We start from the raw sequence: 23649 nt of genomic DNA, 5'->3' as shown, positions 1-23649 counted from the left end.
AATTTTTTCATTCTTTTGTTATCATTATTGATAATGATAATGAAAGGGGTTATAAAAATGAAATTACACTATGGTTTTGAAGACTTAAATCAAATTGATTGGGTAAGCATACTACCAATTCTTTTACCATTTGTACTCGTAGGTTTTTTACTTATCACTGTTGCACTAATAGATTTATATAAACATAGAGATAGCAGAGAAAACATACTAATGTGGGCCATTATTATTTTGTTCTTTAATACAATTGGTTCTGTTCTATATTTCGTGATGGGAAGAAAGGATGTCAATAAACGTGCGCTTAGAAATTAATAATATTACGAAAAAATTTAAACAGAAAACGGCAGTAAGTAGTTTTTCAATGGTTATAGATTCGAATGAATGTGTAGGGCTTATTGGACCAAACGGGGCAGGGAAATCTACATTAATTCAGATTATTGCTGATATTCTTTATGCAGATGAAGGGGACATTGTACTTGATGGGCAAAAAATTTCAAAGATGAAAAATCATATTGGTTATTTACCACAGTACCCTAATTTCTTCTCGTGGATGACCGCATCTGAAACTTTAGCCTTTATGGGGACACTTTCGGGTATTTCGAAAAATCAATTACAAAAAGACATCCCAATTCTTCTGGAAAAGGTAGGCTTAGGGAAAGAAGCACATGCTCATGTTGGAACATTTTCAGGAGGTATGAAACAGCGTCTTGGAATCGCACAAGCTTTATTACACAGGCCAGCTTTCATCATTATGGATGAACCAGTTTCAGCCCTAGATCCAATTGGTAGACGTGAAGTGCTGAATCTATTAAAAGACATAAAAAAAGAAACGACCATACTACTTTCTACACATATTTTAGGCGATGCGGAGGAAGTTTGTGAGCGCTTTGTGGTCATTAAAAATGGTTACAAAATAGAAGATGCAACAAAATTAGAGTTACTTAATCGCTATCAAGATTCAGCTATCTTTTTAGCGGTTCAAAAGAAAGATGTTAAGTGGCTAACAACGATTGAACATTTACCTTATGTAAAGAGAATCGAAAATTGTGGGGATGGTTTTAAAGTATATGTCAATCATTTGGAAGAGGACGCCCATCGATTGCTACAGTACGGATTGGATTCAAATGTACTATTTACAAAGTTTGATCTTGGCCTTCAAGAAAGCTTAGAAGAAATATTTTTAGAATTGGTGGTGTAATTTGAAGTGAATACGTTTATAGCACTAAGTAAAAAAGAAATGAATCAAATGACAAAGGAATATAAAGTCGTTTGGCTACCAATCGTCTATATCCTCCTAGGTTTAACTCAGCCGATTATGATGTATTTCTTGCCTGCTATTTTACAATCAATGGGTGGTATAGAAGGGATTATAATTGATCCAACAATGGCAAAGCCAGGAGGAGAAGAAGTGCTTGCTTCAACCCTTAATTCGCAATTTGATCAATTAGGTATAATCATCCTTGCTATTGCAACGATGGGTATTATTCAAGGAGAAAAAGCGAATGGAATGATGGCCTTCATTTTAACAAGGCCAGTATCAATCACATCCTACTTAAACAGTAAACTCCTTACTCATTTTATTTTAGCCGTCCTATGTATTTCGCTTGGCTATGCAATGTCCCTTGGCTATACATCTTATTTATTTACCTCTGTACCGATAATGCGCGCATTGATAGCTTTAGCATTTTATTGTATTTGGCTGTTGTTCATCATTACATTTGTTGCCATGATGAGTACATTTTTTAATAGTACACCATTTATTGCTTTAATTAGTATTGGTGTCTTATTTATTTGTCGTTTTTGTGCTGGTTTACATCCATTCTTAGATGTCATAAATCCAGCTAGTAATAGTTTGTATGCTACAACGATAATCATGACAGGTGACATAGAAAAATGGTATAGCTTTAATATAATTGTCACACTGTTACTTGTACTATCCATGATGGCTATCATGCATCATTTTATTGCCAAAAAGAAATTTTAATATGGAGGAAATCCTCGACAAATGAATGTAAAAGTAAATCGAAGAAGCAAAATTCCATATTATCAACAACTCACACAGCAGTTGCTTTTATCCATAGCGACTGGAAGCTTAAAAAAGGGGGAACATTTGCCTTCAATTCGCCAGCTAGCAGCACAAACAAACCTCAATCTGCATACAGTTCATAAAAGCTACAAAGAGCTTCAAAAAAAGGGGATCATCACCATTAAGCCTCAGTCTAGAGCATTTATTATCGTAGATCCTAATAAAGCAACGACTATTTCATGTCACCAAATAGCTATGAAAGTGGAGCAATTATTGATAGAGGCTTATATTTTAGGCATGAAAAAATCTCAACTAAAAGAAATGTTTTATGACATTTTACAAAAGTATTATACGGAGAGTGAAAGAGATGGCTACTGATAACCTAGTAACCATCTCTTACTATTTTTATTAAATTAAATTAAAAACACAGCAACTATCGTTGTCACAATCAGTCCAATGACTACAGGAATTAAATTTCGTCTTGCCAGTTCAAATGGGCTGACATTACAAATAGCAGCTGCTGGGATTAATGCCCAAGGAATTAGTGTACCACCACCAACCCAAATCGCTGTGATTTGCCCTAAAGCTGTTAAAGTTGCTGTTCCATCACCAATAGCATTCCCGAATAGACTACCAACCGAACCTGCTAAAGAAATTCCGGAGAAGCCCGAACCATCTAACCCAGTAATGGCACCAACAACTGCCAATGTAACAACAGCAATTTCCTTTGTTAACGGAACTATTGCTGCAAGACCGACACCCAGATCATTGACAATACCGTGTGAAGTAGCGGGGAGGTGATCTCCAAGAATTTGTGTAAAGCCAGCATCTCCAAGATAGAAGAAAGCAGCAATTGGAATTACGGGTCCGAAGACTTTAAAGCCGAATTGAAATCCTTGAATCAAATAACTTGTTGTCTTTTCTAATCCCGCTGATTTATGAGCAACCATACTAAGCAACAATAAAATAAAAACAGAGGTTCCACCGATCAAAGCCGTTGCATCGCCGCCCGTTAAATTGAATACTGACATAGCGATAACGTCTAAGATAAAGGCAATAGGAATAAGTACGGCGAAGAATCGTTTTTGCCCAATTGACAGTAAGTTTTCCGCAGTTTCTTGTTCACCCTCCTCCTCCTCATTGTTGCCAGTATTTAAAAGTAGCGTTCCTCGTTTCATATCACGTCTTAAAAAAATATAAGCAACAATTGTCGTTACAACGCCCATTGTGATAACAAGCGGAATACTGGCTGAAACAACATCTCCAACAGGGATACCAGCAGCATCAGCCGTTAATTTTGGAGCCCCTTGAATGACAAAATCACTCGATAATGCAATACCATGCCCAAATAAGTTCATGGCCATGGCAACCCCCAGTGCTGGGAGGCCCGCCCGAATCGCAACAGGCAAGAGCACGGCTCCTAATAGCGCTACTGCAGGTGATGGCCAGAAAAACCAAGAAATAAACATCATTAAAAGTCCAATCGTCCAATAAGCGAGTGCGGGTGTTTTAATGATCTTTGTGAAAGGGGCCACCATAACCTCATTAATACCTGAAGACATCATGACCCGACTCATCGCCACGATAATCGAAATAATAAGAATCGTTGATAGCAGCTCAGTTATGGCATAAATAAAGCTGTTAAACACACCACTTATGGAAGAAGTAAAATCACCAGTTGCAACAATCGCTAGCATAAAGATGCCTACTACACAAATGAGGGTGGTATCGCGACGTTTAACCATAAATCCGATGATGAGCACAATAAAAACCACGTAAATCCAATGGAGAGCTGTGAATTCAATCCCCATACGTTTCCCCCTCAATATTCTGATTCTATAGAATATGAAGAGAAAAAAAGATGGTGATGATTTTAAAAAATTTTGATCCTGGTGAAAAGCAGTCTGAATTAATGGGTAATTAAAATAAATTATTTGATGTAGATCAAGTAATCATAAAAGGAGAGGAATTAGAGCTTGCCATTAAAAATGAAAGTTGAATTAAACGAGTAAAGGTGAAGCAATAATCAGTTCTATTGACTTTATAGTCTTAACAATTTATTATATAGACCAGTCATTATAATTTCGGAGGGGAAAATGTCTAGAAATCAAGAAAGTAAAATGAAAATTTTATCAACCGCGTCAACACTGTTTCAAAAACAAGGGTACCATGCTACTGGATTAAATCAAATTATTAAAGAGTCGGGTTGTCCAAAAGGTTCGCTTTATTATTATTTTCCTGAAGGCAAGGAGCAATTAGCGACAGAGGCAATTAATCGAACAAAAGATTTTGCTGCTCAAGAGTTGAGAAATTTATTTTCACAGCATGATGATGTAATAAAAGCTTTAGAGTGTTTTTTTGGGCAATGTTTAAGTTTCAATCCAAAAATTGCACATGATGGAATTCCACTAGCACTTATTTCTTTGGAAACTTGGCATATGAGTGAGCAACTTCGTTTAGCATGCAAGAATGCCTATGAAGAACTTATCATGATATTAAGAGAAAAGTTTATCCAATCAAATTGGCCCCCTGAGGAAGCTACAGAAATGGCGTATTTAGTCTTTAGCATGATAGAAGGTGGCAGTATTTTCGTACTCACTTACAAATCAAATGAGTCACTTAAAAGAATCTGTAAAAGTATCATAGAATTAATAAAGTTAAAGCAAAAGGAAATTCGCAGAAAACTTAGAAATGAGCTTTAAGATCTCGTAAAGTTCGAAAGGAGGAAGTTGGTAAATGCCATTGGATAACATTTCAAGTAACTTATAGTACAAAATAAGGAGTGCTTGATATTTGCTAAAATCATATATTCATTCATTTTTAAACTCAAAAGAAGAGGGGTTTAGTGGAAATATCTTAGTGGTTGATCAAGGAGAAACAATATATAAAGAATCATTTGGAAAAGCTAATTATGAATGGGATATACCAAATACAGCTATTACAAAGTTCCGTATTGGATCTGTAACTAAAATCTTTACTACCATTGCAATTTTAATGCTAGTTGAAGAGCAAAAGTTACAGTTACATAATACTGTGGATAATTTTATTCCTAATTTTCCAAAAGGTAACCAAATTATGATCGAACATCTATTAACGCATACATCTGGCATTGGTAATATTACTGATCAACCTGATTTTTTATTAAAATCTTATCAACTACAATCACCAGATGATTTAATAAATTGGATTATTTCTTGTTCATTCAAATCTATACCAGGGAAAGAGTTTAATTATTCTAATTCAGGATACATTGTATTAGGTAAGATTATAGAAATGACAAGTGGTTTAAGTTATGAAGAGTTTCTTAAACAAAAGATTCTTCAGCCTCTATCTATGTTAAATACTGGTCTTGATTATAACGTGGCTATTCAAAAGTATAAAGCAAGCGGTTATGAGTTAGAAAAAAATAATATTTATCATGCTAGTTTCATCAATATGTCTAACACCTATTCTGCTGGTGGGTTATTTTCTACAGTAGAAGATTTACAATTACTTGATGATGCAATAAAAAATAATTGTTTACTATCGAAAAATATAACAACTCAGATGCTTTCATCAGGTCGTTTTGGCCATGGATATGGATGGAACATTACTAAGACAAAAAAGAATAATGCGCTCATTTTTCATCATGGCGGGATTAATGGTTTTACTTCCTCCTATTTAAGGTTGATAGAAAGTGACGCAACAATTATTGTTTTAAGTAATATATCTACGTTGTTAACATCAACTGTTGCCAATCAAATTGTAAGTTATATAGAGAATAGAGACTAGGGGTACAGACTCTTTTTCATATGAGAAGAAACATGATTACGGCTTAGGAGTTATTCCTAAGTCTTTTTGAAATAGTATAATTAAAAGGTTGCATTCGGTACGCAAAGTGCTGGTAAGCCCATATAAATTGCAACAGAGAAGATTAGTGGTTCATATAGCGCAACAGTTGTTAATGGAAGAAACAGGGATATACATCGTCAACTCATAACAAATCACTTTAAGATGAATGGCATACAAATTGTTAGACAATAACTAGCAGTTTGTGTGCATTTTTTATAGGTTATTATTGAGTAACTCATATCGCAAATTATCTCCATATACCGGTCTGATCAACTTAACACCATCTTTTTTGCATTTATAAATTTTCTCTTAAAAGGTACTTCATATTATTTAGTTACCTACCCAAAACAAGATATTTGAAAGAAATGAGTTTATAGATTAAAATACTTTTATAGATTATCGATAATCTATAATCCATAATATATAACGCTTTTAGCTAATCACCCTATACACTGAACTATGTTAAAATAAAAAGATATAAATTTATTGGAGTGGTTTAATGGGGTTTGATGAAAATTCAATTTCAAAAAAAACAATTTCTGAGCAAATAGCTGAACGATTATTATTCCGCATATTTTCTGGTTACTATGAACAAGGTCAGCGCTTAATAGAGGCAGAAATTGCAAAGGAGTTACAAGTAAGTCATGCACCTGTCCGTGAGGCTCTATATCTTTTACAAAAAGATGGTGTAGTTGAAAAAGTACAACATAAAGGTGTAAGAGTGAAGATTATAACGGATCAGGAATTAAAGGATTATTTGGAAGCGCTTTATCATCTATTGGATATTGCACTAACCAAGTGTGAATCTAAATGGACTGCCGATTTGCAAAATGAACTATTATTTCGATTTGAAGCTATGAAACAAAGAAAGTCTGCTGAAAATATTTATGAATATGTTGTTTCGTTTGCCCACTTGTTACAATTGTTTTTTGATGTTACAGGAAATATTGCTATGCTACGATTCTTTAAAGAAACAATATTTGTTACAAATGTAGCTGCACAAACAAAATGGAAGATGAATCTAGTTGAATCCTATCATATGTCCATCAATACTTTTATCAAGTGTATAGAAGTGTCGGATTTTGATCATGCACGAGTAGCTATTAAGGATGTTATTTTATGGTACCAATTTAAATAATTTTATGGGGGTAACATAAATGAAAGCTGCAGTTTGGCATGGTGTGAAAGATATTAGAGTTGAAGAGGTTGAATTACGCGCTTTAAGAGAAGAAGAAGTGAAAGTAAAAGTAGCGTGGGCTGGTATTTGTGGAAGTGATTTGCATGAATACGAAGAAGGTCCGGTTTTCGTACCAGTTAATGAAAAAGCTGAATTAACAGGTGAAGTTGCCCCACTTACAATGGGACATGAATTTGCTGGTATCATCGAAGAAGTTGGCTCTAAGGTTACTGACTTTAAGGCTGGGGACCGAGTTGTCATCAACCCTACATTAACATATAGAAATAAACATGAAGAAGTCGATCGTTATGATGGATTTAACTTCATCGGTTTACATGGAAACGGTGGATTTGCGGAATATGTTAATGTCCCTGTAACGAATATACATCGTTTAGCAGATAACTTAACATTACAAGATGGTGCACTGGTAGAACCAATGGCTGTTGCTGTACAAGCTGTTAAAGATGCTGGGGTTACATTAGGTGATTCTGTTGCTGTATTTGGAGCTGGACCAATTGGATTATTAACAGTAATCGCTGCAAAAGCATCAGGTGCTAGTAAAGTTATCGTATTAGATTTATCCGATGATCGATTAGAAAAGGCAAAAGAATTAGGTGCAACCCATGCTATTAATTCAGGTAAAGAAAATCCTGTACAAGCAGTTCGTGCGATTGTTGCAGATGGGGTTGATGTATCCTTTGAGGTGGCAGGAGTTGCTCCTACCTTTAAACAAGCAATTGATGTAACAAAACCTCGTGGTAACATGATGATTGTTTCGATTTTTGCAAGACCAATCGAATGGAATCCAATGCAACTTACAAACACAGGTGTTAATGTATTATCATCCATTGTTTATACACCGTCAATTTTCCAAAGAACAATTGATGCAATGAGCGCTGGTCAACTAAATCCACAAGGGATCATCACAAGTCAAATTGACCTAGATGAGATTGTTGAAAAAGGATTCAAAACGTTAACAAATGACAAAACACAATCTAAAATTTTAGTCGAAATAAGCGGAGAAAAATAAAATTGAGAGGAGTATGGCTGATGACAGCCATGCTCTTTTTTTATAGTCTGGAGGAGTATGGAGCTTAAGAAAAAATGACAAAAGGAATCGAGAATGAACTTCTCGACTCTTTCAGTAACTTAATCTCTTTCCCTAGCTCTCTGTGTGTCTCTAATATTCTTTTGAACCGTGATGGATGCAAATAAACTTAGAACAAATGACATACCATAGAACCCTTTTTCGCTTAAAACAATACTTCCAGCATTATATAACCCAATGCCCATTAATGAAATAGATACAATAAGTGCAACCCAGCTAATACCATAATAAATACTAGTAACTGGTATTCCCTCTTCTTTATCTCTTACTGCTTTTTGTAAGGATATTGCTGAATAGAGTCCAAATATTAAAACAGCTAGGTAATATCCTTTTTCGTTTAGTTGCATCGTTGCATTAAACAAGCCTATAAAATATGCCGTAACACCTACTAACAATGCGCCCCAGGAAGCCCCCTTGAAAGCAGCAGTTGGTTCCCCCTCTTTTCTTTCTACTTTAACTTTCGGATTAGGCTGCTTTTCCTTATCTAATGAAGACTCATTTTGATTAGACAATATCTTTCTCCTCCTTCTATCACTGTATAAAAACATTCTATCATTCTACAGGGAGGTTATGAGAATAGAAATTTTTCTAAATCTCGCTCTTCAATAATAATTTGGCTGTTATTTTTACTGGAATATAGAGTTAATATGGCTTTCTCAAATCTGAAAGCACTCTTATCATTCCTTGGTAAAATTGTGTTCTACACCGAGAACATTTTTTTGCTGTGATTTGCTGTAATTATTTTGAACAGATAAGAGCTAGGTGTATAACTTTTTTTCATATTATTCAAATAGACAGCTGAATATGTTAGGTGTATATGTCTGCCTGTTATTGCTATGTCTACCGCTTATTACGATTCGTGCCACCGATGAAAAAATAATTGAAATGGTTGATAAAGCTGTGAATACCACCGTTTATAGATTTAATTAAATCGCTAGTCCGATCACTTAGAAAGTGATTGCGCCACTGTAACCAACTTTTTTACTCCTTCTCTTAGCTGTTTTTCGTTTGCATAGGAATAGCTTAAACGTATCCAGGAGGATAGTTGTTTTAATGGATCACAAACTTGACCTGGCACAAAGGAGATCGATTGTGCGATGCTTCTAGATAATAATAATTCAGTTGGAAGATCGTCTGGGAGCTGTACCCATAAATTTAGACCGCCTTTTGGACTGTTCCATCGCCAGCCTGTTACAGCTAGCTCTTCCTCCATAATTTCCTTTCGAATCTGTAGGGCAATCCGGATTTTCTCCAAATGTTGTTGCAATCTTAGTGAGGAGAAGTAATGGAGAAAAATTTTTTGATTGAGAAGTGGGGAGCCATTATCAGCTAGCGATTTTTCTGTTAATAGTGATTTCATTAATGATGATGGACAAATAACAGTTGCAATTCTCAAACCAGGAGAGATGTATTTGCAAAAGCTTCGGATATAAATGACTGTCCCAACACTATCAAATGTGTAAATTGGAGCTGGTGGGGCTTGGTCAAAATAAATGTCGTGATAGGCATCGTCTTCTATTATTAGAAACCGATAGTGCTCAGCTAATTCCACTAATCTTTTGCGCTGCTCAACAGAAACCGTATAACCAGTTGGATTATGGAAGGTAGGGTTGAGATAAAATAGGCGTGGCTTGTATTTTTTAATATAGTATTCGACCTGTTCTAAATCGTAGCCCTCAGGGTGGATATCCACCGTAACAATCTGAGCTCCTTGTGCTTTAAAGATATCAATCGCAGCACTATAGCTTGGACGTTCAAATAAAACGACGTCTCTTGGCTTAATAAAAGCTTGAGCAATTAAGTGAATGGCTTGCTGTGAGCCAGATGTTATTAACAGTTCATCTGGACTCAAATGTGTTTTATAGTGGTTGATAAAATATTGGGTCAGTGTCTCACGTAGCTCTAAATCACCCTGTACCGTTGAGTAGGTTGCCAGTACTTTCGGATATAGGTCAAACACTTCCTTCACGTAATTTGAAAAATAGTGATTAGGCAAAAGATTAGGATCAATCAATGCCTGAGAAAAATGATAGGAAACAGATGGCTGATGGATTTCGGATAAATGATTTTTTTTTACGTATGCTGAAACAATGGGATTGTCCTGATCTAAACATTCAATATATTTTGTTACAATTGATTGGACAAAATAGCCTGATTTATCTTTTACATAAACTTTGTCATGCTGTTTTAATAGTTGATAAGCTTTTAATACCGTTAGCCGATGGACATTCATTTCAGATGCTAATTGCCGGACGGAGGGAAGCTTTTCATGTTCTTTCCATTCTTTACGCTCTATTCGGTGCAGTACATCATCATAGACTTTCTTAAAAAGATAATCTTCATTTTGATTTGCTTTGCCCACATCGATTCCTCCTATTCAAACCGATTGTACCACGAACCAAATTGATCTGTTCTATCCTTTTTAATCTGTTCTATCCTACTTCTTTTATGATAGAAAAAGAGGAGGAGTTTGATATGGTAATGATTAATTATTTCTTTATGTGTTTGATTTTTGGGACAACATTTTTAGCAATTAAAGTTGGTGTTGATGCAGGGGTTCCTCCGTTTTTATCAGCTGGTCTTCGTTTTTTCATTGCCGGTTTACTACTATTTAGTTATATGGCTTGGCGCGAAAAAACGACAATTCGGTTATTATTTCGAAAAGAAATGTTTTTTACAGGAGTGGCCTTAACCTTTGGAACGTTTGCCACATTATATTGGGCAGAACAGTATGTGACATCTGGAATCGCAGCTGTCTTATCTGCTACAGGTCCAATGATGATTATTGTTATTCAGACATTTATATTGAAGCAAAAAGGAGACGGAAAATCATTTATTGGTTGTGTTGTCGGAGTCATTGGTGTTACGTTCTTAATCTTACCTAGTTTTGCAATTGAGATTAGTCCCTTCTGGATGGTTGGTTGTTTCGCTATTATTTTAGGTGAAGTTTTCTATGCATCTGGAACAATTTATACGAAGCATGTCATCCAAAAATTTGGAACAACATCTCCAATTGCTTTAAATGCAGCACAAATGATGCATGGAGGGATTTTATTAATCATTTTGTCACTTTTTACTGAGAACATTCAGCTTCATTATCTTTTAAGTCCAGCTTCAATTGGTTCTCTTTTTTATTTGATTATTTTTGGTTCAATGATTGGTCACAGCATTTATTATTGGCTTGTGTCACGAACAAATCCTGTTTTTCCGTCCACATGGCTGTATATCTCACCAGTAATTGCCGTTATATTAGGTGTTACCTTCTATCATGAATATATTTCGTGGTTAACAGGAATAGGTACGCTGACGATTATTGTTGGAACGATTCTAGTCAATTTTGAAACATTGAGAGAGTTGCTTTGGCGGAAGAGGACTGTTCTTCAGGATGTAAAAGAATAATAAAATCTAATCATAAAGGGGAAGAAATGATGAAAATTTCTAGGGGAGTAGAGATTCTGGAGCTTAAATTTAACGGAGCCTTCATTCATCCAACGCTTTTATGGGATCAGGAGATGGCTGTTTTAATTGATACTGGATGTTCAGGTCAAATGGAAGATTTACGTAAGGCAATGGAAGATGTAGGCGTGTCGTTCAACCAATTAAAAGTTGTGATTTTGACACATCAGGATATCGATCATATAGGCAGTCTTCCTGAAATATTGCAAAATTGCGGTAGTCATATAAAAATTTATGCGCACGAACTAGATAAGCCTTATATTCAGGGGGATTTACCGCTTTTGAAAGACGGGCACATAGAGAATCCACCTAAGGGGAAAGTGGATGAGACCTTGAAAGACGGTCAAGAACTACCATATTGTGGAGGAATACGAGTTATCCATACGCCAGGACATACGCCTGGCCATATTAGTTTATATTTGAAGCAAAGTAAAACGCTTGTTGCCGGCGATTCGATGTATAGTGTAAATGGTACACTGGGAGGGATTCATGTTCCAACCACTTTAGATATAGAGGTTGCTCAACAATCTTTAAAAAAATATGTAGACCTAGACATTGAATCGGTGATTTGTTATCACGGAGGATTATGCACGGTGGATATTAAAGAACAGATTCAAAAGCTTTGAATCTTAAAAATAATGATTAAAGATGAAATTTCCTTAGAAAACCAAATGTTTAGAGGCTCGCTCGAACCGTAACAGGCAAGAGTACAGCCCTCCAACGCTTGTAAAACTTCTGTTTTATTGTGAGCCAGCTCATGTTATAATGAGGCACTTAAGATACTTAAGCTCTTTTTTTAACGGATGCCAAGAAAAGCCTCCGCGGAACGATTAAATATGGAGGTGTAAGGAAATGAATAAACGTTGGACGATTGGTGAAATTCAGAAATTTGTTGAGAACAATTCAGAAAGTAAGTTGCTAACGACTGAATACCATGGTTTTTCTCAAAAGCTACTATTTAAATGTGCATGTGGTACTAACTTTGAAAAAACATTTACGAAATTTAAAAATAAAAACCAACGAAAATGTGATGTATGCCAACCGCCAAAAGAGTCACGCTAAACGTTTGCGGCCATTCTAATACTATTAGTGAACATTAAAAACATCTCACTTCTATGTTCTTTATAGAGGGGGGTGTTTTTTTTGATTGGATTATTACAGTATAAGATTTATGCTGAAGGAAATTGAGAAAAAACATTCAATTTAACATTCTTTATTAATGAAATACAAAGATAAAAGCCAAACCCTTGATACATGTGGGTTTTGGCTTTTTTATCATTTTTAAAAATTAGGTTTTCCTCTACGAGAGGATTCATTATTAACGAAAAAAAGATTGTAAAATAACAATCTGTGATATATATTGGAGATTATGATTTTTTTCGACATCTCAAAATCATAAACAAAATTTCATCAATAGACAAGTTTTGAGAGGGAAGTGAATAATCAAGATGTATCTTTATCCCCTATTAGTAGTGATTGCAGCTAGTAGTTTTGGTATCGTTTCAACTATTATAAAACTGGCAATGCGTAGTGGCTTTTCTGTATCTGAGGCAGTTACAAGTCAGTTTTTTATCGGCTTTTGTATAGCAGTATGTATTTCCTTAGTTACAAATAGATCAAATTTTAGCTTTAAAGGCGTTAAAATCCTTCTGTTTGCAGGCATGTTAACAGGGTTAACAAATATTTTATATGGTCATTCTTTAAACTTTTTGCCTGCTTCCTTGGCAGTAGTATTACTGTTCCAATTTACATGGATTGGTATGCTGATTTCTTGTATCACAAAACGGCAATTTCCAAGTAGAATTGAATTCATCTCTTTAATTATATTAGTAGCTGGAACCATACCAGCTGCAGGCATAATTGATGTTGATTTGTCTCAAATACCTTTTCAAGGGTGGTTATGGGGTTTAGCAGCTGCTCTTTGTTACTCCTTATTTTTATATGTAAACGGAAAGACAACCGCAAGTATGACAACCTCTAATCGCTTAGTATTGGTTTCTTTCTTCGCTTTCATGACGACTGCGGCTTTTCAGTCTCCAGAAATTATTTGGAATGGGACTTTGTTTAACGAAGGACTGTGGATTTATGGTTTAGCATTGGGGTTATTTGGCATGATTATACCAGTTTTCTTATTCACAATTGCAGTGCCTAAAGTGGGATTAGGTATGTCATCCATATTGAGTGCTGTTGAATTGCCAATCGCGGTGATGGTATCAGTTATCCTCTTAAGCGAAACGGTTACAACTTTGCAAATAGCAGGTATTGTCATAATCGTTATCGGTATCAGTTTACCAACTTTGCTTGATAAAGATGGATTATTAAAAAATGTAAAAGCTAAATACAGAAAATCTGACAAAGTAGCTAAAGGATCTTCGATTTGAAGATCCTTTTTTTCATGTCAATTAAGCAATGTCATAGCAAAAGAATCATTAGGTCCTTTCTGTATTTATTTAATGACGTACTATTTTTTTGTTCATACGCTGTTCATATTGTTGTCATAGGCAGTACACCTTCATTGTATAAGCTATCCTTAGCGGTTTATAAAAGTAGCCGAGATAGATTGATAGGGTGAAGAGTATGAAAGGGAGGTGTGGCACGAGAAGAAAGGAAAACACAGTTTTCGCTTGCTGTTCTATACCCTCGTGCCAATATAATGAAAAAAACGATAACCTTTATAAGTAAAATAGTAGTAGGTTTAATTATAGCCATATTACTTTTATTAGCGGTTGTTTTCCTTGTTCATATTGTTTGTAGCAAAATGGAGCAAGGAAAACTAGAAACTTATGGTCAGTCTGTCACCGTAGATGGGAAAAAAATGAATGTCCTTATCCAGGGAGAAGGAGAAGAAACTGTCGTACTCTTACCTGGTTATGGAACAGCAGCACCAGCACTTGATTTTCAACTACTAGTAGATGAACTATCTCCATTTTACAAGGTTGTAGTCATTGAGCCTTTTGGTTATGGATTAAGTGCTCTTACGGAAAAAGAAAGAAGCACTGAGAATATTGTTAGTGAAATCCATGAAGCATTACAGCGTCTTCAAATTGAGCGTTATATTCTAATGGGTCACTCCATTTCAGGCCTTTACGGATTGGATTATGTGAACAAATATCCAAACGAAGTAAGTGCATTTGTCGGGCTGGATAGTAGTGTTCCGACAATAAGTGAAAGAAAGATTGAACCTTCAGTATTAACTACTTTAAAACTACTAAAAAAATCAGGTTTAGCTAGATTGCAGGTGAAGCTTAGTGATGACCCATATGTCGAACTACCCTATGATGAGAAAACAAAAGAACAACTGAAAATTCTTAAGCACAAAAATATGTATAATCTCAGCCAGTTAAATGAAGCTGAAATGATGTATGCTAACTTTAAAGCGGCTGAAAGTTTAATATTTCCTAAAAATCTTCCAGTTATTTTGTTTATACAAGAGAAGCATCCAGTAACGGACAGATGGATACCAGAGCATAAAAAACAAATAGCTAACTCTGTCCATGGGAAAGTGATGACATTTGAAGGGAATCATTTCTTATATCGTACAAAAGCAAAAGAAATCGTTGAAGACTTTAGAGAATTTATGAAAGAGATAAAGTGAATGTTCTAAGAAAGATTTTTCATTTCTAAATGGAAAAAAACAGATTTAATTATTGTATTGCTTAATAGTGAAGTATTTAGTGCGTATGAGCAGCAAGCATATTATTATAGACCTAATTATTAACAAATAACCAGGCGCTCAAATGAGAACCTGGCCTTTTTTTGTGAACCATATGTTTTAATCCCAATGTTTAGATCTCAGAGCGAAAGTTATTACCAAGGTTGCTACCCAAACCAAAATAATGACGAAAATTATAAATTAGTGGACTCCATTTATTTGGATCAATATGATTTTCGTCAATAATTATTTCTTCGTGGGCATGTACTTGTGTCGTTTGGGTCTCAACGATAGCAAAATTAGGAGAATAATCTGGAATACGTATATGTTTTACCTTTGCTTCGATTTGAATAGGACACTCCATAATTCGAGTAGGAATAACCGTTGTAGACCCAATAGGTGTTAAGCAACTAATATCACATTTCTCTTTTCTAAATGTAAAACCGATCTGTTTCTTAAAATCTGGAACTGGATTTTTTCCTGTGTAAGGAGCTAACTGTTCCACGTTTTCCCAGAGAGAGGGGTCTGGGATATTTATGACACATTCAGGATGATGTTCTAAGTTTTCAATTGCCTTTCCTCCAAGACCAATCCCTAAGATAATGCAATCTCCTAATACCCAAGAAGAAGATAAAGGGCTAATATTTACTGTTCCATCCTCATTTAACGTACTTAGTAAAATTACAGGAAATCCATAATATAAAATTTTAGGATTTATTATTTTGGTATTTGGCATTTGTTGCATTATTTTCATTTTTAGTTCCTCCCATAAATGTTTTCACTGTCAGACTCATTGTAAAATATAAACATTTCGACGTTCATCGAAGTGTTGATTACAAAATTGATACTTCAATCTATAATGTTGAGCAAAGGTATAGTTTCAAGTCTCCCTATTGCGAAAGTCCTGAAAGTAACCAGTCCGACGCTTGATCATTTTGTACAAACTTATGAAGAAAAATTGTTACAAGTAGTAGCTTTATCTGAGAATCAAAGGCTTTCAGAAGCCTTCCAAATAAAATCTTTTTCACAAGAAATAGGAGATGATTTGCAAGAAATTGCTTTTAGGAAGAGGATAAAAGATAGAGAAATGAAATGAGTGAGGTTGATGGATCTTTGGGTATAAGAGGGAGGCTTCAACTTAATTGACAATGATAATCGTTATCGATAAGGTAGGGATAGGCGAGAGCCGTCATCCCTACCTTTTTATATTTTTGGTAATGAATAAGATGAAAACTATAATTCAACCCAACTACCGAGGACTACACCTTGAAAAAGCAGTAACTTATTGTGGTACGTGCAGTTTGCTGTATGACAAATATTGGTTTTCCAAACAAATTACTATTGAAATGAGGTATATAAGTATGAAAATCGACGTAAATCAGCTTGCAGAGCATTTAGCAAACACTCCTTTCCAAGTAAAAGGAATCTATCGATATTCTAGAAATACAGGTGTACCTTCCGCGGATTATACAGATTCTTTTCCAGGATTTGTTTTTCCCCTTTCTGGAAAAATAGAATTTCAATTTAATGGCACCCCTTACATCTTTTCTCCAGGAAAAGTTGTACACGGGGGAGCGAAGATGAAACTAAATCAAAAAAATTTTGATGATGCAAATTGGGAATATATTCTGGTTTTGTACAGGATATGTACGGAGAATTTAGCAGAGACAAGCTTTTCACATCAGCATTTTGAATTACCGATAGGACAATCTCCTCGTCTAATCGAGTTAATTATGCGTCTATGGCATGTATATAATCAGCGTGGAGGTATATCAATGTTTCAGACAGAAATGCTATTTCGTGATGTACTGAATGAAGCATTATTATGTGTAGCTAATCGACAAAATAGCTGTGCGTCTCACACTCTATTCGAACGAATAACTACTTATATTCATGAAAACTATTATCAAAGCCTTTCCATTACCTCTCTTGCCGAACAATATAACGTTAATCGAAATCGACTATCCTATATATTTAGAAAGCATGCAGGGATGGGTCCAGCAGAATATTTATTAAACTATCGTATAAACATGGCTCAAAAAATGCTATTTACAAGTGAAGTGCCTGTACAACAAATTGCAGAAACGGTGGGAATTACTGACCCCTTTTATTTTAGTAGAGTATTCAAGAAGCAATTTGGTATCTCTCCTACTGAATATCGAGATAAGTTCATCAATAATCCATGCTAAGTTCACCAAGCATCCATTCTCCGCCAAACATGACTTTACTATACTAAGTGTATATCAGAGATATTATGTTGGAGGAATTTCAATGCAAAAGATTAAAGGACTGCTATTTTTAATGCTACTACTAGCAGGTATATTGGGAGGTTGTCATAAATCGCCTGCTGAAAATAAGGGGTTAACTACAGAAGACATATCTTCATCAGCAGCTAATGTAGAAGAAACTGCTTGGCCTAGAACAATTAAAGATGCCCTAGGTAAGGAATTTGTCATCGAGAAAGAACCAGAAAAAATTGTTTCATTATGGTATTTTTACCCTGAAATTTTAGTTGCATTAGGTGAGCCACCTGCAGCTTCTACTGATAAAGAATATTTATCCACTTTGTCTTATTTAAACGGTAAGCTAGATTCAACAGAGGAATTAGGCGATAAATTGTCTCCTAGTATTGAAAAAACGCTATCGATTGGTCCTGATTATATTTTAGCAACAGAACATCATGAAAAATTGTATGAATCCCTAGAAAAAATCGCCCCAGTCATTACGTTGCAATCACAGGACATCTACGAAGACTGGCAATATGGACTTCGCACAGTAGCCAAGATTATCGGAAAAGACGATGAGGCGGAAAAAGTAATTGATAAAATGATGAAAGATATCTCAACAGGACGTGAAGCATTAAAGTCAATTCAAGGAGAGTCTGTAGCGCTTATTTTGTCTTGGGACGGAAAAACGTTTAATGTTCTTGGTGAAGATAACCCTGTTTATACACTTGCTTTCGATAAAGAAAAGGGCTTGGGTCTAACACCAGATCATACATTTAAAGGGAATAATAATCAATTCGCTGCATTTGAAGGCATCTCAACTATTCAAGCAGACCATATTTTCCTTATCGGTGATATTACAAAAAAGGAAGCATTAATGAGTGAGTTAAATCAAAGCAATGTCTGGAATAATATGAATGCCGTAAAAAAAGGTAATATTCATTTAATGGATACTTCCGCTATTACAGGAGGTCCATTAGCTATCGAGTACGCTTTGCAAAATATAACAGAAGCCTTACAAAAGGACGAATAATAGGAAAAACCTTTTCCAAAAGTAAATAAGGAGAGATGAATATGCAAGATCAAGTTATCCATATAAATGAGAAATTATCCGAATTAAAGGAGCTTTGGTCACCGAAAATTATTGGTGAAATACACGATTTTCAATTCAAAGTGGTGAAGATTGCTGGGGATTTTATATGGCATGAACATCAAGGGGCTGATAAGGTATTTATTGTGCTCGAAGGGGAGATGTTTATTGCTTTTCGGGATGGTCAGGTGAAAATATCCAAAGGTGAGATGTTTATTGTTCCTGGAGGAGCGGAACACATGCCCTTTGCTGAAAAGGTATGCCATATTATGCTTGTGGAGCCTAAGTTCATGTAGGCATTACCAGAATAACAAAAAGAGATAGATGATTTTTTATCTTACCCCTTTAGATTAATCTAAAGGGGTATTTACCTTGGGAACAGTTCGTTATTAAGCTAAACCACCATTTACGAAGATTACTTGTCCATTTACCCAACGTGCTGGTCCTGCTAAAAAAGAAACAACTTCTGAAATATCCCTAGGTTCTCCTAGTCTTTCTAATGGTACAGCATTTGCTAAATTATGAATCTGTTTTTCATCTTTTCCATTGAAGAACAAAGGTGTTGCCGTTGGTCCAGGAGCTATTGCATTAACAGTTATATCTTTTCCTCTTAATTCACGAGCTAGAATCATTGAAATAGATTCAACAGCTGCTTTACTTGCTACATAAGCACCATAGTTTGGAAATTGGCTACGAGTAACAGAGGTAGAGAAATTAATTATGGAGCCACCTCTCCTTACTCGTTGTGCAGCTAATTGTGAGATAACAAATGTACCTCTGATGTTTGTGCGATGCATTTTATCTAAATCATTTAAATTCAAATCTGCAATTGGACTAAGTAACATGATTCCTGCTGTATTTATCACGACATCTATACCACCAAAAGCGTTTTCTACTTGATCAAAAGCCATACTCATTTCTATTTCATTTGCTACATCACCTCCCACACCTATAGCATGTCCTTTATCAGCTAATATTTCTTCAACTAATTCGTTAGCCTTTGATTCACTTGAAGAAAAGTGAACGCCAACTGCATAACCTTCTTGTGCTAATTTTGCTACAACAGTACGTCCTATCCCTCCAGATCCGCCTAATACCAAAGCAACACGTTTATACATTTCTTTCACCATAAAATTCATCCTCCACAACCTGTTATTAAAAGTTACAATTTTTTAATTTTGTAACTTTGTTATTGTATATTACACATGTTATAGTTACATTGTCAACAAAATGTAACTATGAGAAGCGAAAGGAGTATATTTAATGGCTATTCTTTCAGAAGAGAAGATTTTTTCTACGGCTGAAGCAATTATTTTAAGCAAAGGTATAAATAAAACAACATTATCAGATATTGCAAAGATGCTAGGCGTAACACATGCTGCGCTTTATAAACACTATAAGAATAAGGATGATTTGCTCCAAAAGCTTGCCCTTAAGTGGTTGGATAATACTTCTAAAGATTTGTTTGAATGGAGTCCTAAAAAAGGCGTTGATGCGGAAATCGCTTTACATGATTGGCTATGGCTTCTTCACGTCACAAAAAGAAATCTGTATCAAAATCATCAAAAAATGTTTCTGTTGTATACAAATTATATAGAAACAAATAAAGATTTAATTAAAGATCATCTCCAGCATCTTGCTAAAAAAGTTGAAGAAATTAGTGGTTGGGAAAATAAGGGGATGGCAGTTATTGTAGCTTTTACTTACTTCCATAATCCTTATTTTGCTGAACGGTGGAATCAGGGGGACCATCTACATTTGTTTGAACAGGTTTGGTCTGTTGTTAGTAGATCTCATTAAGTCTTGATCTTTCAAAGTAAGTACTGCTTGTTGTGATGATCAAAATTATAAAACGGATTGGGAAATAAGCATTTTCCCAATCCGTTTCTTTTTATTAATAGATTCAGCTAAGGCAATCTATTTCTTTTTGGAAGATAGGATAATGTGGTAAATGAAGAATTTGCAATCAAAGCATTCCGATACTCAATTGAATATTTCTAACGAGGCATAAATGGATAATAGAATCGTAGATGTAATTTCAGGAGGATAAAAATTTATGATTCTGTATATCATTATATCGAAAAAATAATGAAATCGGATTAGATTGAAAAAGGAATTATTTGTAAAAATAATTAAAACAGCTACTTTTGCCGTTAAAGGTTATAGTATTACTAAATTATAGAAATTTTTTATGAAAAGATTCCCTATATAACCAATGCAGTATTAAAATTACCTTATTTTTAGCGTTTATTTATTGGTAATGAAGTTATATTATTGTCTTGTAAAGCAAATTACAGTTTGATTGGGATATTTAATCATGAAAAATTTAGAAGATTGCTTTACATATAATTGGTTGAATTATTATTTGTGGGAATGATTTATACATATTTTTATAATTTTATAATTAAATAGCGCGATAATATTGTTCTCACAGAATAATATAATTTATTAAAATTCTGGAGGAATATACTATGACAAAACAAAACAAAGGTCGTAAATTTTTCGCAACTACAGCTACAGCAGCACTTGTAGCATCAGCAATCGTACCAGTAGCATCAGCTGCGGAATTTCAAGATGCAGCTAGCATTTCATCTTGGGCAAAAGAAGCTGTTCAATTTTTAACTGATAAAGGCTACATCCAAGGCGATGAAAAAGGAAACTTCAACCCAGCTGGTACACTTACTCGTGCAGAAGCGGCTGAAATTTTATCAAAAGCATTAGATTTAAAAGCTACTGGTACTGAAGATTTTTCTGATGTTAGTGAAAATGATTGGTTCTATAATGCTGTACTTGCAACTTCACCAGAATTATTTGATGGTATGGGCAATGGTAAATTTGAGCCTAAAGCTCAATTAACAAGAGAACAAGCTGCTAAAGTCATCGTTCAGGGCTACCAATTAACAGGTAAAGCAGATCTTAGCCAATTTGCAGATGCTTCTAAAGCTTCTAAATGGGCTGTATCTTACTTAGAAACAGCTGTAGAAAATGGTGTAATCAATGGTAAAGGCTCTTTATTAGCACCACAAGATAAAATTAGCCGCGAAGAATTCGCTACAATGGTAAAACGTACGATTGATGCAGTTCAAGAAGTAACACCAGCTGTAGAAGCTGTAAAAGGACTTAATGCAAAAGAACTTGAAGTGAAATTCAACACAGCTGTTGATGCAAAAGATGCAGCAATCACAACAAAATATGCTGTTGAAGGTGTAGCAATCACTAACGCAGTAGTATCTGAAGACGGTATGACAGTTACGTTAACAACTGATAAAGAAGTAAAATTAACAAATGGTAAAGTAACTGTAAAACCAATTAAAACAAAAGCGGATGCTAAAGTTCTAACTGAAGAGTTCAACAAATTAATCACATTTGCAGATACGACTCCTGTAAGCGTTAATTCTGTAGAAGCTAAAGGTACTAAAGCTGTTATCACTTTCGACGAGCCAGTACAAAGTGAAGGAACAATCAGCTTAAATGGTACAGAACTATCAAAAGAGCGCTATACTTTATCTGGTAAGAAATTAACAATTACTGGATTAACAGCAGAACAATCTTACAAAGTAGACATTGTTGGTGCAACTGACTTCGCTAATAATATCTCAAATCCTATCGCAGTTAACTTCACAGTTTTGAAAGCAGACGTTGATAATTCAAAACCAACTGTTTCTACAGCAGTGAATGGTACAGAAATTACGTTTGATTTCTCTGAAGAATTAATGAAACAAAATCTTAATGCAGATGCAGAGACTAAAGAATATGCAAAAGTAACAGTAGGATCAACTGTATTCTATTTAACAGATGCTGATATTAAAGATACAGAGGATAAAACTGTATTCACTATTGATGCTAAATCTGCTTTAGGTACAGCTACATTCATTAATACAAACATTAAAGTAGAAGGACAAAAAGATTTAGCTGGTAATGCAGGTGATGCATTTGAGTTCAATGCTATTCTTTCAAAAGATTTAACACCTGCTACACTTGTTTCTGCTGCTACTAAAATGTTAGTAGCTGATGATGTAAATGCTACTACAGACGTTGATGCATTATACCTTACTTTTAGTGAGCCAGTAAAAGTAGAAGGAAAATTAACTGTTAAAACACAAAATGGTATTGCTTACACTACTGGAAAAGAAACAGCAGTAAAAGCAGATGCAGGTTTCGATGTAGATGGTAACGGTAAAATCGAGGGTGCAGAGAAAAACACTGTAAAAGTTGACATTGATCTAGATAGCAATTCAACATACACTTTCGAGTTATCTGCTAAAGCAGTAACAGATTTAGCTGGCAATGTAACTGCTGATACTGTTACTTTCAATGTAACAACAGGCGTATTTGAAGCAACACCTGAAACACCAACAGATTCATTAGTATTCGGCGCTACTCCAGTTGTTGTAACTGACAATAACGTATTCACAGTTGAGTATGCTAAAGATGTGACTGCAACAGCTACAAATGCTGCTAACTACACACTTGGAGGAAAAGAACTTCCTGCAGGTACGCAACTTCAGTTTGTAGATGGTACTAAGAAAGTAAGATTCACTTTACCAGAAGGTTCTATCACAGCTAATGGTAATTATGTACTTGAAGCTAGCAATGTAGTAGATACAAAAGGTAACACGCTTAAAGGTGGAAAAGTGACAACTCAAGTAGCACTTAAAGAAAATATTGTTCCTGTTGCTACTAAAGTAACTGCAGTAGATAGCAAAACATTTACAGTAGATTTCTCTGAAAATATTGCTGATCAAGCTGCTCCAACAGGTGTTACTGTTAAAATTGCAGGATCAACTGTAGAACTTGCTTCTATTACAGTAGCTGGTGGTAAACTTACTGCGACAACTAAAGCTGACTATGCATTAACTGACAGCATTGTAGTTGAATTCAAATCAACAAACCTAGTTGATGCTAATAACAACAAAGTAAAAGACGGTTCTATTGCAAAATAATTAAATCGTTCATTGAAAAGCCCTGTGGAGATTTCCACAGGGCTTTTTTAGTGTTTAAATATGGATCATGCTAATAGGAGAGAAAGACCTGCGAGAGGTTGATTTCCGTTCCGCCAGCGGTCCTTTCCAGGGGGCGTCCGATGA

At 35.0% G+C, this 23649-nt stretch carries 24 protein-coding genes; 19 read left to right on the top strand and 5 right to left on the bottom strand.

Annotated features, from left to right (window positions below; genetic code table 11):
* Window positions 1-57 precede the first annotated feature (57 nt).
* From AAJG31_RS07020 to AAJG31_RS07005, 4 genes are read left to right on the top strand one after another with little or no spacing between them, the layout of a single operon-like run.
* Window positions 58-309 (top strand): PLD nuclease N-terminal domain-containing protein, encoded by a 252-nt coding sequence (locus AAJG31_RS07020; protein WP_279494361.1) that lies wholly within the window; start codon window positions 58-60, stop codon window positions 307-309.
* Window positions 293-1195 (top strand): ABC transporter ATP-binding protein, encoded by a 903-nt coding sequence (locus AAJG31_RS07015; RefSeq protein WP_279494362.1) that lies wholly within the window; start codon window positions 293-295, stop codon window positions 1193-1195. The genes AAJG31_RS07020 and AAJG31_RS07015 overlap by 17 nt, the downstream gene beginning before the upstream one ends.
* A 6-nt stretch (window positions 1196-1201) precedes the next feature.
* Window positions 1202-1981, top strand: coding sequence for an ABC transporter permease subunit (locus tag AAJG31_RS07010; RefSeq protein ID WP_279494364.1), 780 nt, complete (start codon window positions 1202-1204; stop codon window positions 1979-1981).
* 21 nt (window positions 1982-2002) lie between these two features.
* Window positions 2003-2401: a GntR family transcriptional regulator gene (locus tag AAJG31_RS07005; RefSeq protein WP_048391179.1), complete on the top strand. Its 399-nt coding sequence runs from the start codon at window positions 2003-2005 to the stop codon at window positions 2399-2401.
* A 35-nt stretch (window positions 2402-2436) separates the two neighbouring features.
* Here AAJG31_RS07005 and AAJG31_RS07000 read toward each other — a convergent pair whose 3' ends face one another.
* Window positions 2437-3834 (bottom strand): hypothetical protein, encoded by a 1398-nt coding sequence (locus tag AAJG31_RS07000; protein WP_048391177.1) that lies wholly within the window; start codon window positions 3832-3834, stop codon window positions 2437-2439.
* A gap of 285 nt (window positions 3835-4119) precedes the next feature.
* Between AAJG31_RS07000 and AAJG31_RS06995 the strand changes: the two genes are divergently transcribed.
* The 4 genes from AAJG31_RS06995 (at window position 4120) to AAJG31_RS06980 (ending at window position 8061) form a co-directional block, all read left to right on the top strand.
* Window positions 4120-4725, top strand: coding sequence for a TetR/AcrR family transcriptional regulator (locus AAJG31_RS06995; protein WP_257961466.1), 606 nt, complete (start codon window positions 4120-4122; stop codon window positions 4723-4725).
* Between the two features lie 91 nt (window positions 4726-4816).
* Window positions 4817-5794: a serine hydrolase gene (locus AAJG31_RS06990; RefSeq protein ID WP_279494367.1), complete on the top strand. Its 978-nt coding sequence runs from the start codon at window positions 4817-4819 to the stop codon at window positions 5792-5794.
* A gap of 559 nt (window positions 5795-6353) precedes the next feature.
* Window positions 6354-6992 (top strand): GntR family transcriptional regulator, encoded by a 639-nt coding sequence (locus AAJG31_RS06985; protein ID WP_048391171.1) that lies wholly within the window; start codon window positions 6354-6356, stop codon window positions 6990-6992.
* Window positions 6993-7011: 19 nt separating this feature from the next.
* The gene (locus AAJG31_RS06980) at window positions 7012-8061 is read left to right on the top strand and encodes a 2,3-butanediol dehydrogenase (protein WP_048391169.1); all 1050 of its coding nucleotides are present in this window, start codon (window positions 7012-7014) and stop codon (window positions 8059-8061) included.
* Between the two features lie 119 nt (window positions 8062-8180).
* On the opposite strand, the gene yiaA is transcribed toward AAJG31_RS06980, so the two are convergent.
* Entirely contained in the window at window positions 8181-8651 is a 471-nt protein-coding gene (gene yiaA, locus AAJG31_RS06975) for an inner membrane protein YiaA (protein WP_048391167.1), read from the bottom strand.
* Window positions 8652-9082: 431 nt separating this feature from the next.
* Window positions 9083-10501 (bottom strand): PLP-dependent aminotransferase family protein, encoded by a 1419-nt coding sequence (locus AAJG31_RS06970; RefSeq protein WP_279494368.1) that lies wholly within the window; start codon window positions 10499-10501, stop codon window positions 9083-9085.
* Between the two features lie 113 nt (window positions 10502-10614).
* On the opposite strand from AAJG31_RS06970, the gene AAJG31_RS06965 reads away from it, so the two are divergent.
* The 5 genes from AAJG31_RS06965 to AAJG31_RS06945 all read left to right on the top strand — a co-directional run bounded on the left by AAJG31_RS06965 (window position 10615) and on the right by AAJG31_RS06945 (window position 15190).
* The gene (locus tag AAJG31_RS06965) at window positions 10615-11538 is read left to right on the top strand and encodes an EamA family transporter (protein ID WP_269898838.1); all 924 of its coding nucleotides are present in this window, start codon (window positions 10615-10617) and stop codon (window positions 11536-11538) included.
* Between the two features lie 29 nt (window positions 11539-11567).
* Entirely contained in the window at window positions 11568-12221 is a 654-nt protein-coding gene (locus tag AAJG31_RS06960; RefSeq protein WP_103117684.1) for an MBL fold metallo-hydrolase, read from the top strand.
* Between the two features lie 226 nt (window positions 12222-12447).
* A complete protein-coding gene (locus AAJG31_RS06955; RefSeq protein ID WP_048391161.1) occupies window positions 12448-12657 on the top strand; it encodes a hypothetical protein in 210 nt (69 codons plus the stop codon).
* Window positions 12658-13043: 386 nt separating this feature from the next.
* Complete coding sequence (locus AAJG31_RS06950) at window positions 13044-13976, top strand: DMT family transporter (protein ID WP_054550654.1); 933 nt, start codon at window positions 13044-13046, stop codon at window positions 13974-13976.
* 272 nt (window positions 13977-14248) lie between these two features.
* Entirely contained in the window at window positions 14249-15190 is a 942-nt protein-coding gene (locus AAJG31_RS06945; RefSeq protein ID WP_279496438.1) for an alpha/beta hydrolase, read from the top strand.
* Between the two features lie 190 nt (window positions 15191-15380).
* On the opposite strand, the gene AAJG31_RS06940 is transcribed toward AAJG31_RS06945, so the two are convergent.
* The gene (locus AAJG31_RS06940) at window positions 15381-16001 is read right to left on the bottom strand and encodes a flavin reductase family protein (RefSeq protein WP_269898837.1); all 621 of its coding nucleotides are present in this window, start codon (window positions 15999-16001) and stop codon (window positions 15381-15383) included.
* 72 nt (window positions 16002-16073) lie between these two features.
* On the opposite strand from AAJG31_RS06940, the gene AAJG31_RS06935 reads away from it, so the two are divergent.
* From AAJG31_RS06935 to AAJG31_RS06920, 4 genes are all read left to right on the top strand, one after another.
* Window positions 16074-16343, top strand: coding sequence for an opine metallophore biosynthesis dehydrogenase (locus AAJG31_RS06935; protein ID WP_305210566.1), 270 nt, complete (start codon window positions 16074-16076; stop codon window positions 16341-16343).
* Between the two features lie 265 nt (window positions 16344-16608).
* Window positions 16609-17436 (top strand): AraC family transcriptional regulator, encoded by an 828-nt coding sequence (locus tag AAJG31_RS06930; RefSeq protein WP_279494370.1) that lies wholly within the window; start codon window positions 16609-16611, stop codon window positions 17434-17436.
* Between the two features lie 82 nt (window positions 17437-17518).
* Entirely contained in the window at window positions 17519-18505 is a 987-nt protein-coding gene (locus AAJG31_RS06925; RefSeq protein WP_279494371.1) for an ABC transporter substrate-binding protein, read from the top strand.
* Between the two features lie 41 nt (window positions 18506-18546).
* A complete protein-coding gene (locus tag AAJG31_RS06920) occupies window positions 18547-18858 on the top strand; it encodes a cupin domain-containing protein (protein ID WP_279494372.1) in 312 nt (103 codons plus the stop codon).
* A 93-nt stretch (window positions 18859-18951) separates the two neighbouring features.
* On the opposite strand, the gene AAJG31_RS06915 is transcribed toward AAJG31_RS06920, so the two are convergent.
* Window positions 18952-19692, bottom strand: coding sequence for an SDR family oxidoreductase (locus tag AAJG31_RS06915; protein WP_254659983.1), 741 nt, complete (start codon window positions 19690-19692; stop codon window positions 18952-18954).
* Between the two features lie 133 nt (window positions 19693-19825).
* On the opposite strand from AAJG31_RS06915, the gene AAJG31_RS06910 reads away from it, so the two are divergent.
* Both AAJG31_RS06910 and AAJG31_RS06905 read left to right on the top strand, forming a co-directional pair.
* Window positions 19826-20362, top strand: a complete 537-nt coding sequence (locus tag AAJG31_RS06910) for a TetR/AcrR family transcriptional regulator (RefSeq protein WP_048391146.1) — start codon at window positions 19826-19828, stop codon at window positions 20360-20362.
* Window positions 20363-21033: 671 nt separating this feature from the next.
* On the top strand, window positions 21034-23505 hold the full coding sequence (locus AAJG31_RS06905; RefSeq protein WP_279494373.1) for an S-layer homology domain-containing protein: 2472 nt from the start codon (window positions 21034-21036) through the stop codon (window positions 23503-23505).
* Window positions 23506-23649 lie beyond the last annotated feature (144 nt).

The sequence above is a fragment of the Lysinibacillus sp. BS3 genome (assembly GCF_039614735.1).
Taxonomy (GTDB): domain Bacteria; phylum Bacillota; class Bacilli; order Bacillales_A; family Planococcaceae; genus Lysinibacillus; species Lysinibacillus capsici.
Note: the sequence above shows the minus strand (reverse complement) of the source record. Positions and strands in the feature narration are given on the sequence as shown.

What these genes read in the sequence shown, in the direction of transcription:
- AAJG31_RS06950 (WP_054550654.1), top strand. Translation starts at nt 13,044, where the DNA reads ATGTATCTTTATCCCCTATTAGTAGTGATTGCAGCTAGTAGTTTTGGT.
- AAJG31_RS06965 (WP_269898838.1), top strand. Translation starts at nt 10,615, where the DNA reads ATGGTAATGATTAATTATTTCTTTATGTGTTTGATTTTTGGGACAACA.
- AAJG31_RS06920 (WP_279494372.1), top strand. Translation starts at nt 18,547, where the DNA reads ATGCAAGATCAAGTTATCCATATAAATGAGAAATTATCCGAATTAAAG.
- AAJG31_RS06940 (WP_269898837.1), bottom strand. Translation starts at nt 16,001, where the DNA reads ATGAAAATAATGCAACAAATGCCAAATACCAAAATAATAAATCCTAAA.
- AAJG31_RS06960 (WP_103117684.1), top strand. Translation starts at nt 11,568, where the DNA reads ATGAAAATTTCTAGGGGAGTAGAGATTCTGGAGCTTAAATTTAACGGA.
- AAJG31_RS06995 (WP_257961466.1), top strand. Translation starts at nt 4,120, where the DNA reads ATGTCTAGAAATCAAGAAAGTAAAATGAAAATTTTATCAACCGCGTCA.
- AAJG31_RS07020 (WP_279494361.1), top strand. Translation starts at nt 58, where the DNA reads ATGAAATTACACTATGGTTTTGAAGACTTAAATCAAATTGATTGGGTA.
- AAJG31_RS07000 (WP_048391177.1), bottom strand. Translation starts at nt 3,834, where the DNA reads ATGGGGATTGAATTCACAGCTCTCCATTGGATTTACGTGGTTTTTATT.
- AAJG31_RS07005 (WP_048391179.1), top strand. Translation starts at nt 2,003, where the DNA reads ATGAATGTAAAAGTAAATCGAAGAAGCAAAATTCCATATTATCAACAA.
- AAJG31_RS06915 (WP_254659983.1), bottom strand. Translation starts at nt 19,692, where the DNA reads ATGGTGAAAGAAATGTATAAACGTGTTGCTTTGGTATTAGGCGGATCT.
- AAJG31_RS06925 (WP_279494371.1), top strand. Translation starts at nt 17,519, where the DNA reads ATGCAAAAGATTAAAGGACTGCTATTTTTAATGCTACTACTAGCAGGT.
- AAJG31_RS06955 (WP_048391161.1), top strand. Translation starts at nt 12,448, where the DNA reads ATGAATAAACGTTGGACGATTGGTGAAATTCAGAAATTTGTTGAGAAC.
- AAJG31_RS06980 (WP_048391169.1), top strand. Translation starts at nt 7,012, where the DNA reads ATGAAAGCTGCAGTTTGGCATGGTGTGAAAGATATTAGAGTTGAAGAG.
- AAJG31_RS06985 (WP_048391171.1), top strand. Translation starts at nt 6,354, where the DNA reads ATGGGGTTTGATGAAAATTCAATTTCAAAAAAAACAATTTCTGAGCAA.
- AAJG31_RS06905 (WP_279494373.1), top strand. Translation starts at nt 21,034, where the DNA reads ATGACAAAACAAAACAAAGGTCGTAAATTTTTCGCAACTACAGCTACA.
- AAJG31_RS06930 (WP_279494370.1), top strand. Translation starts at nt 16,609, where the DNA reads ATGAAAATCGACGTAAATCAGCTTGCAGAGCATTTAGCAAACACTCCT.
- AAJG31_RS06945 (WP_279496438.1), top strand. Translation starts at nt 14,249, where the DNA reads ATGAAAAAAACGATAACCTTTATAAGTAAAATAGTAGTAGGTTTAATT.
- AAJG31_RS06910 (WP_048391146.1), top strand. Translation starts at nt 19,826, where the DNA reads ATGGCTATTCTTTCAGAAGAGAAGATTTTTTCTACGGCTGAAGCAATT.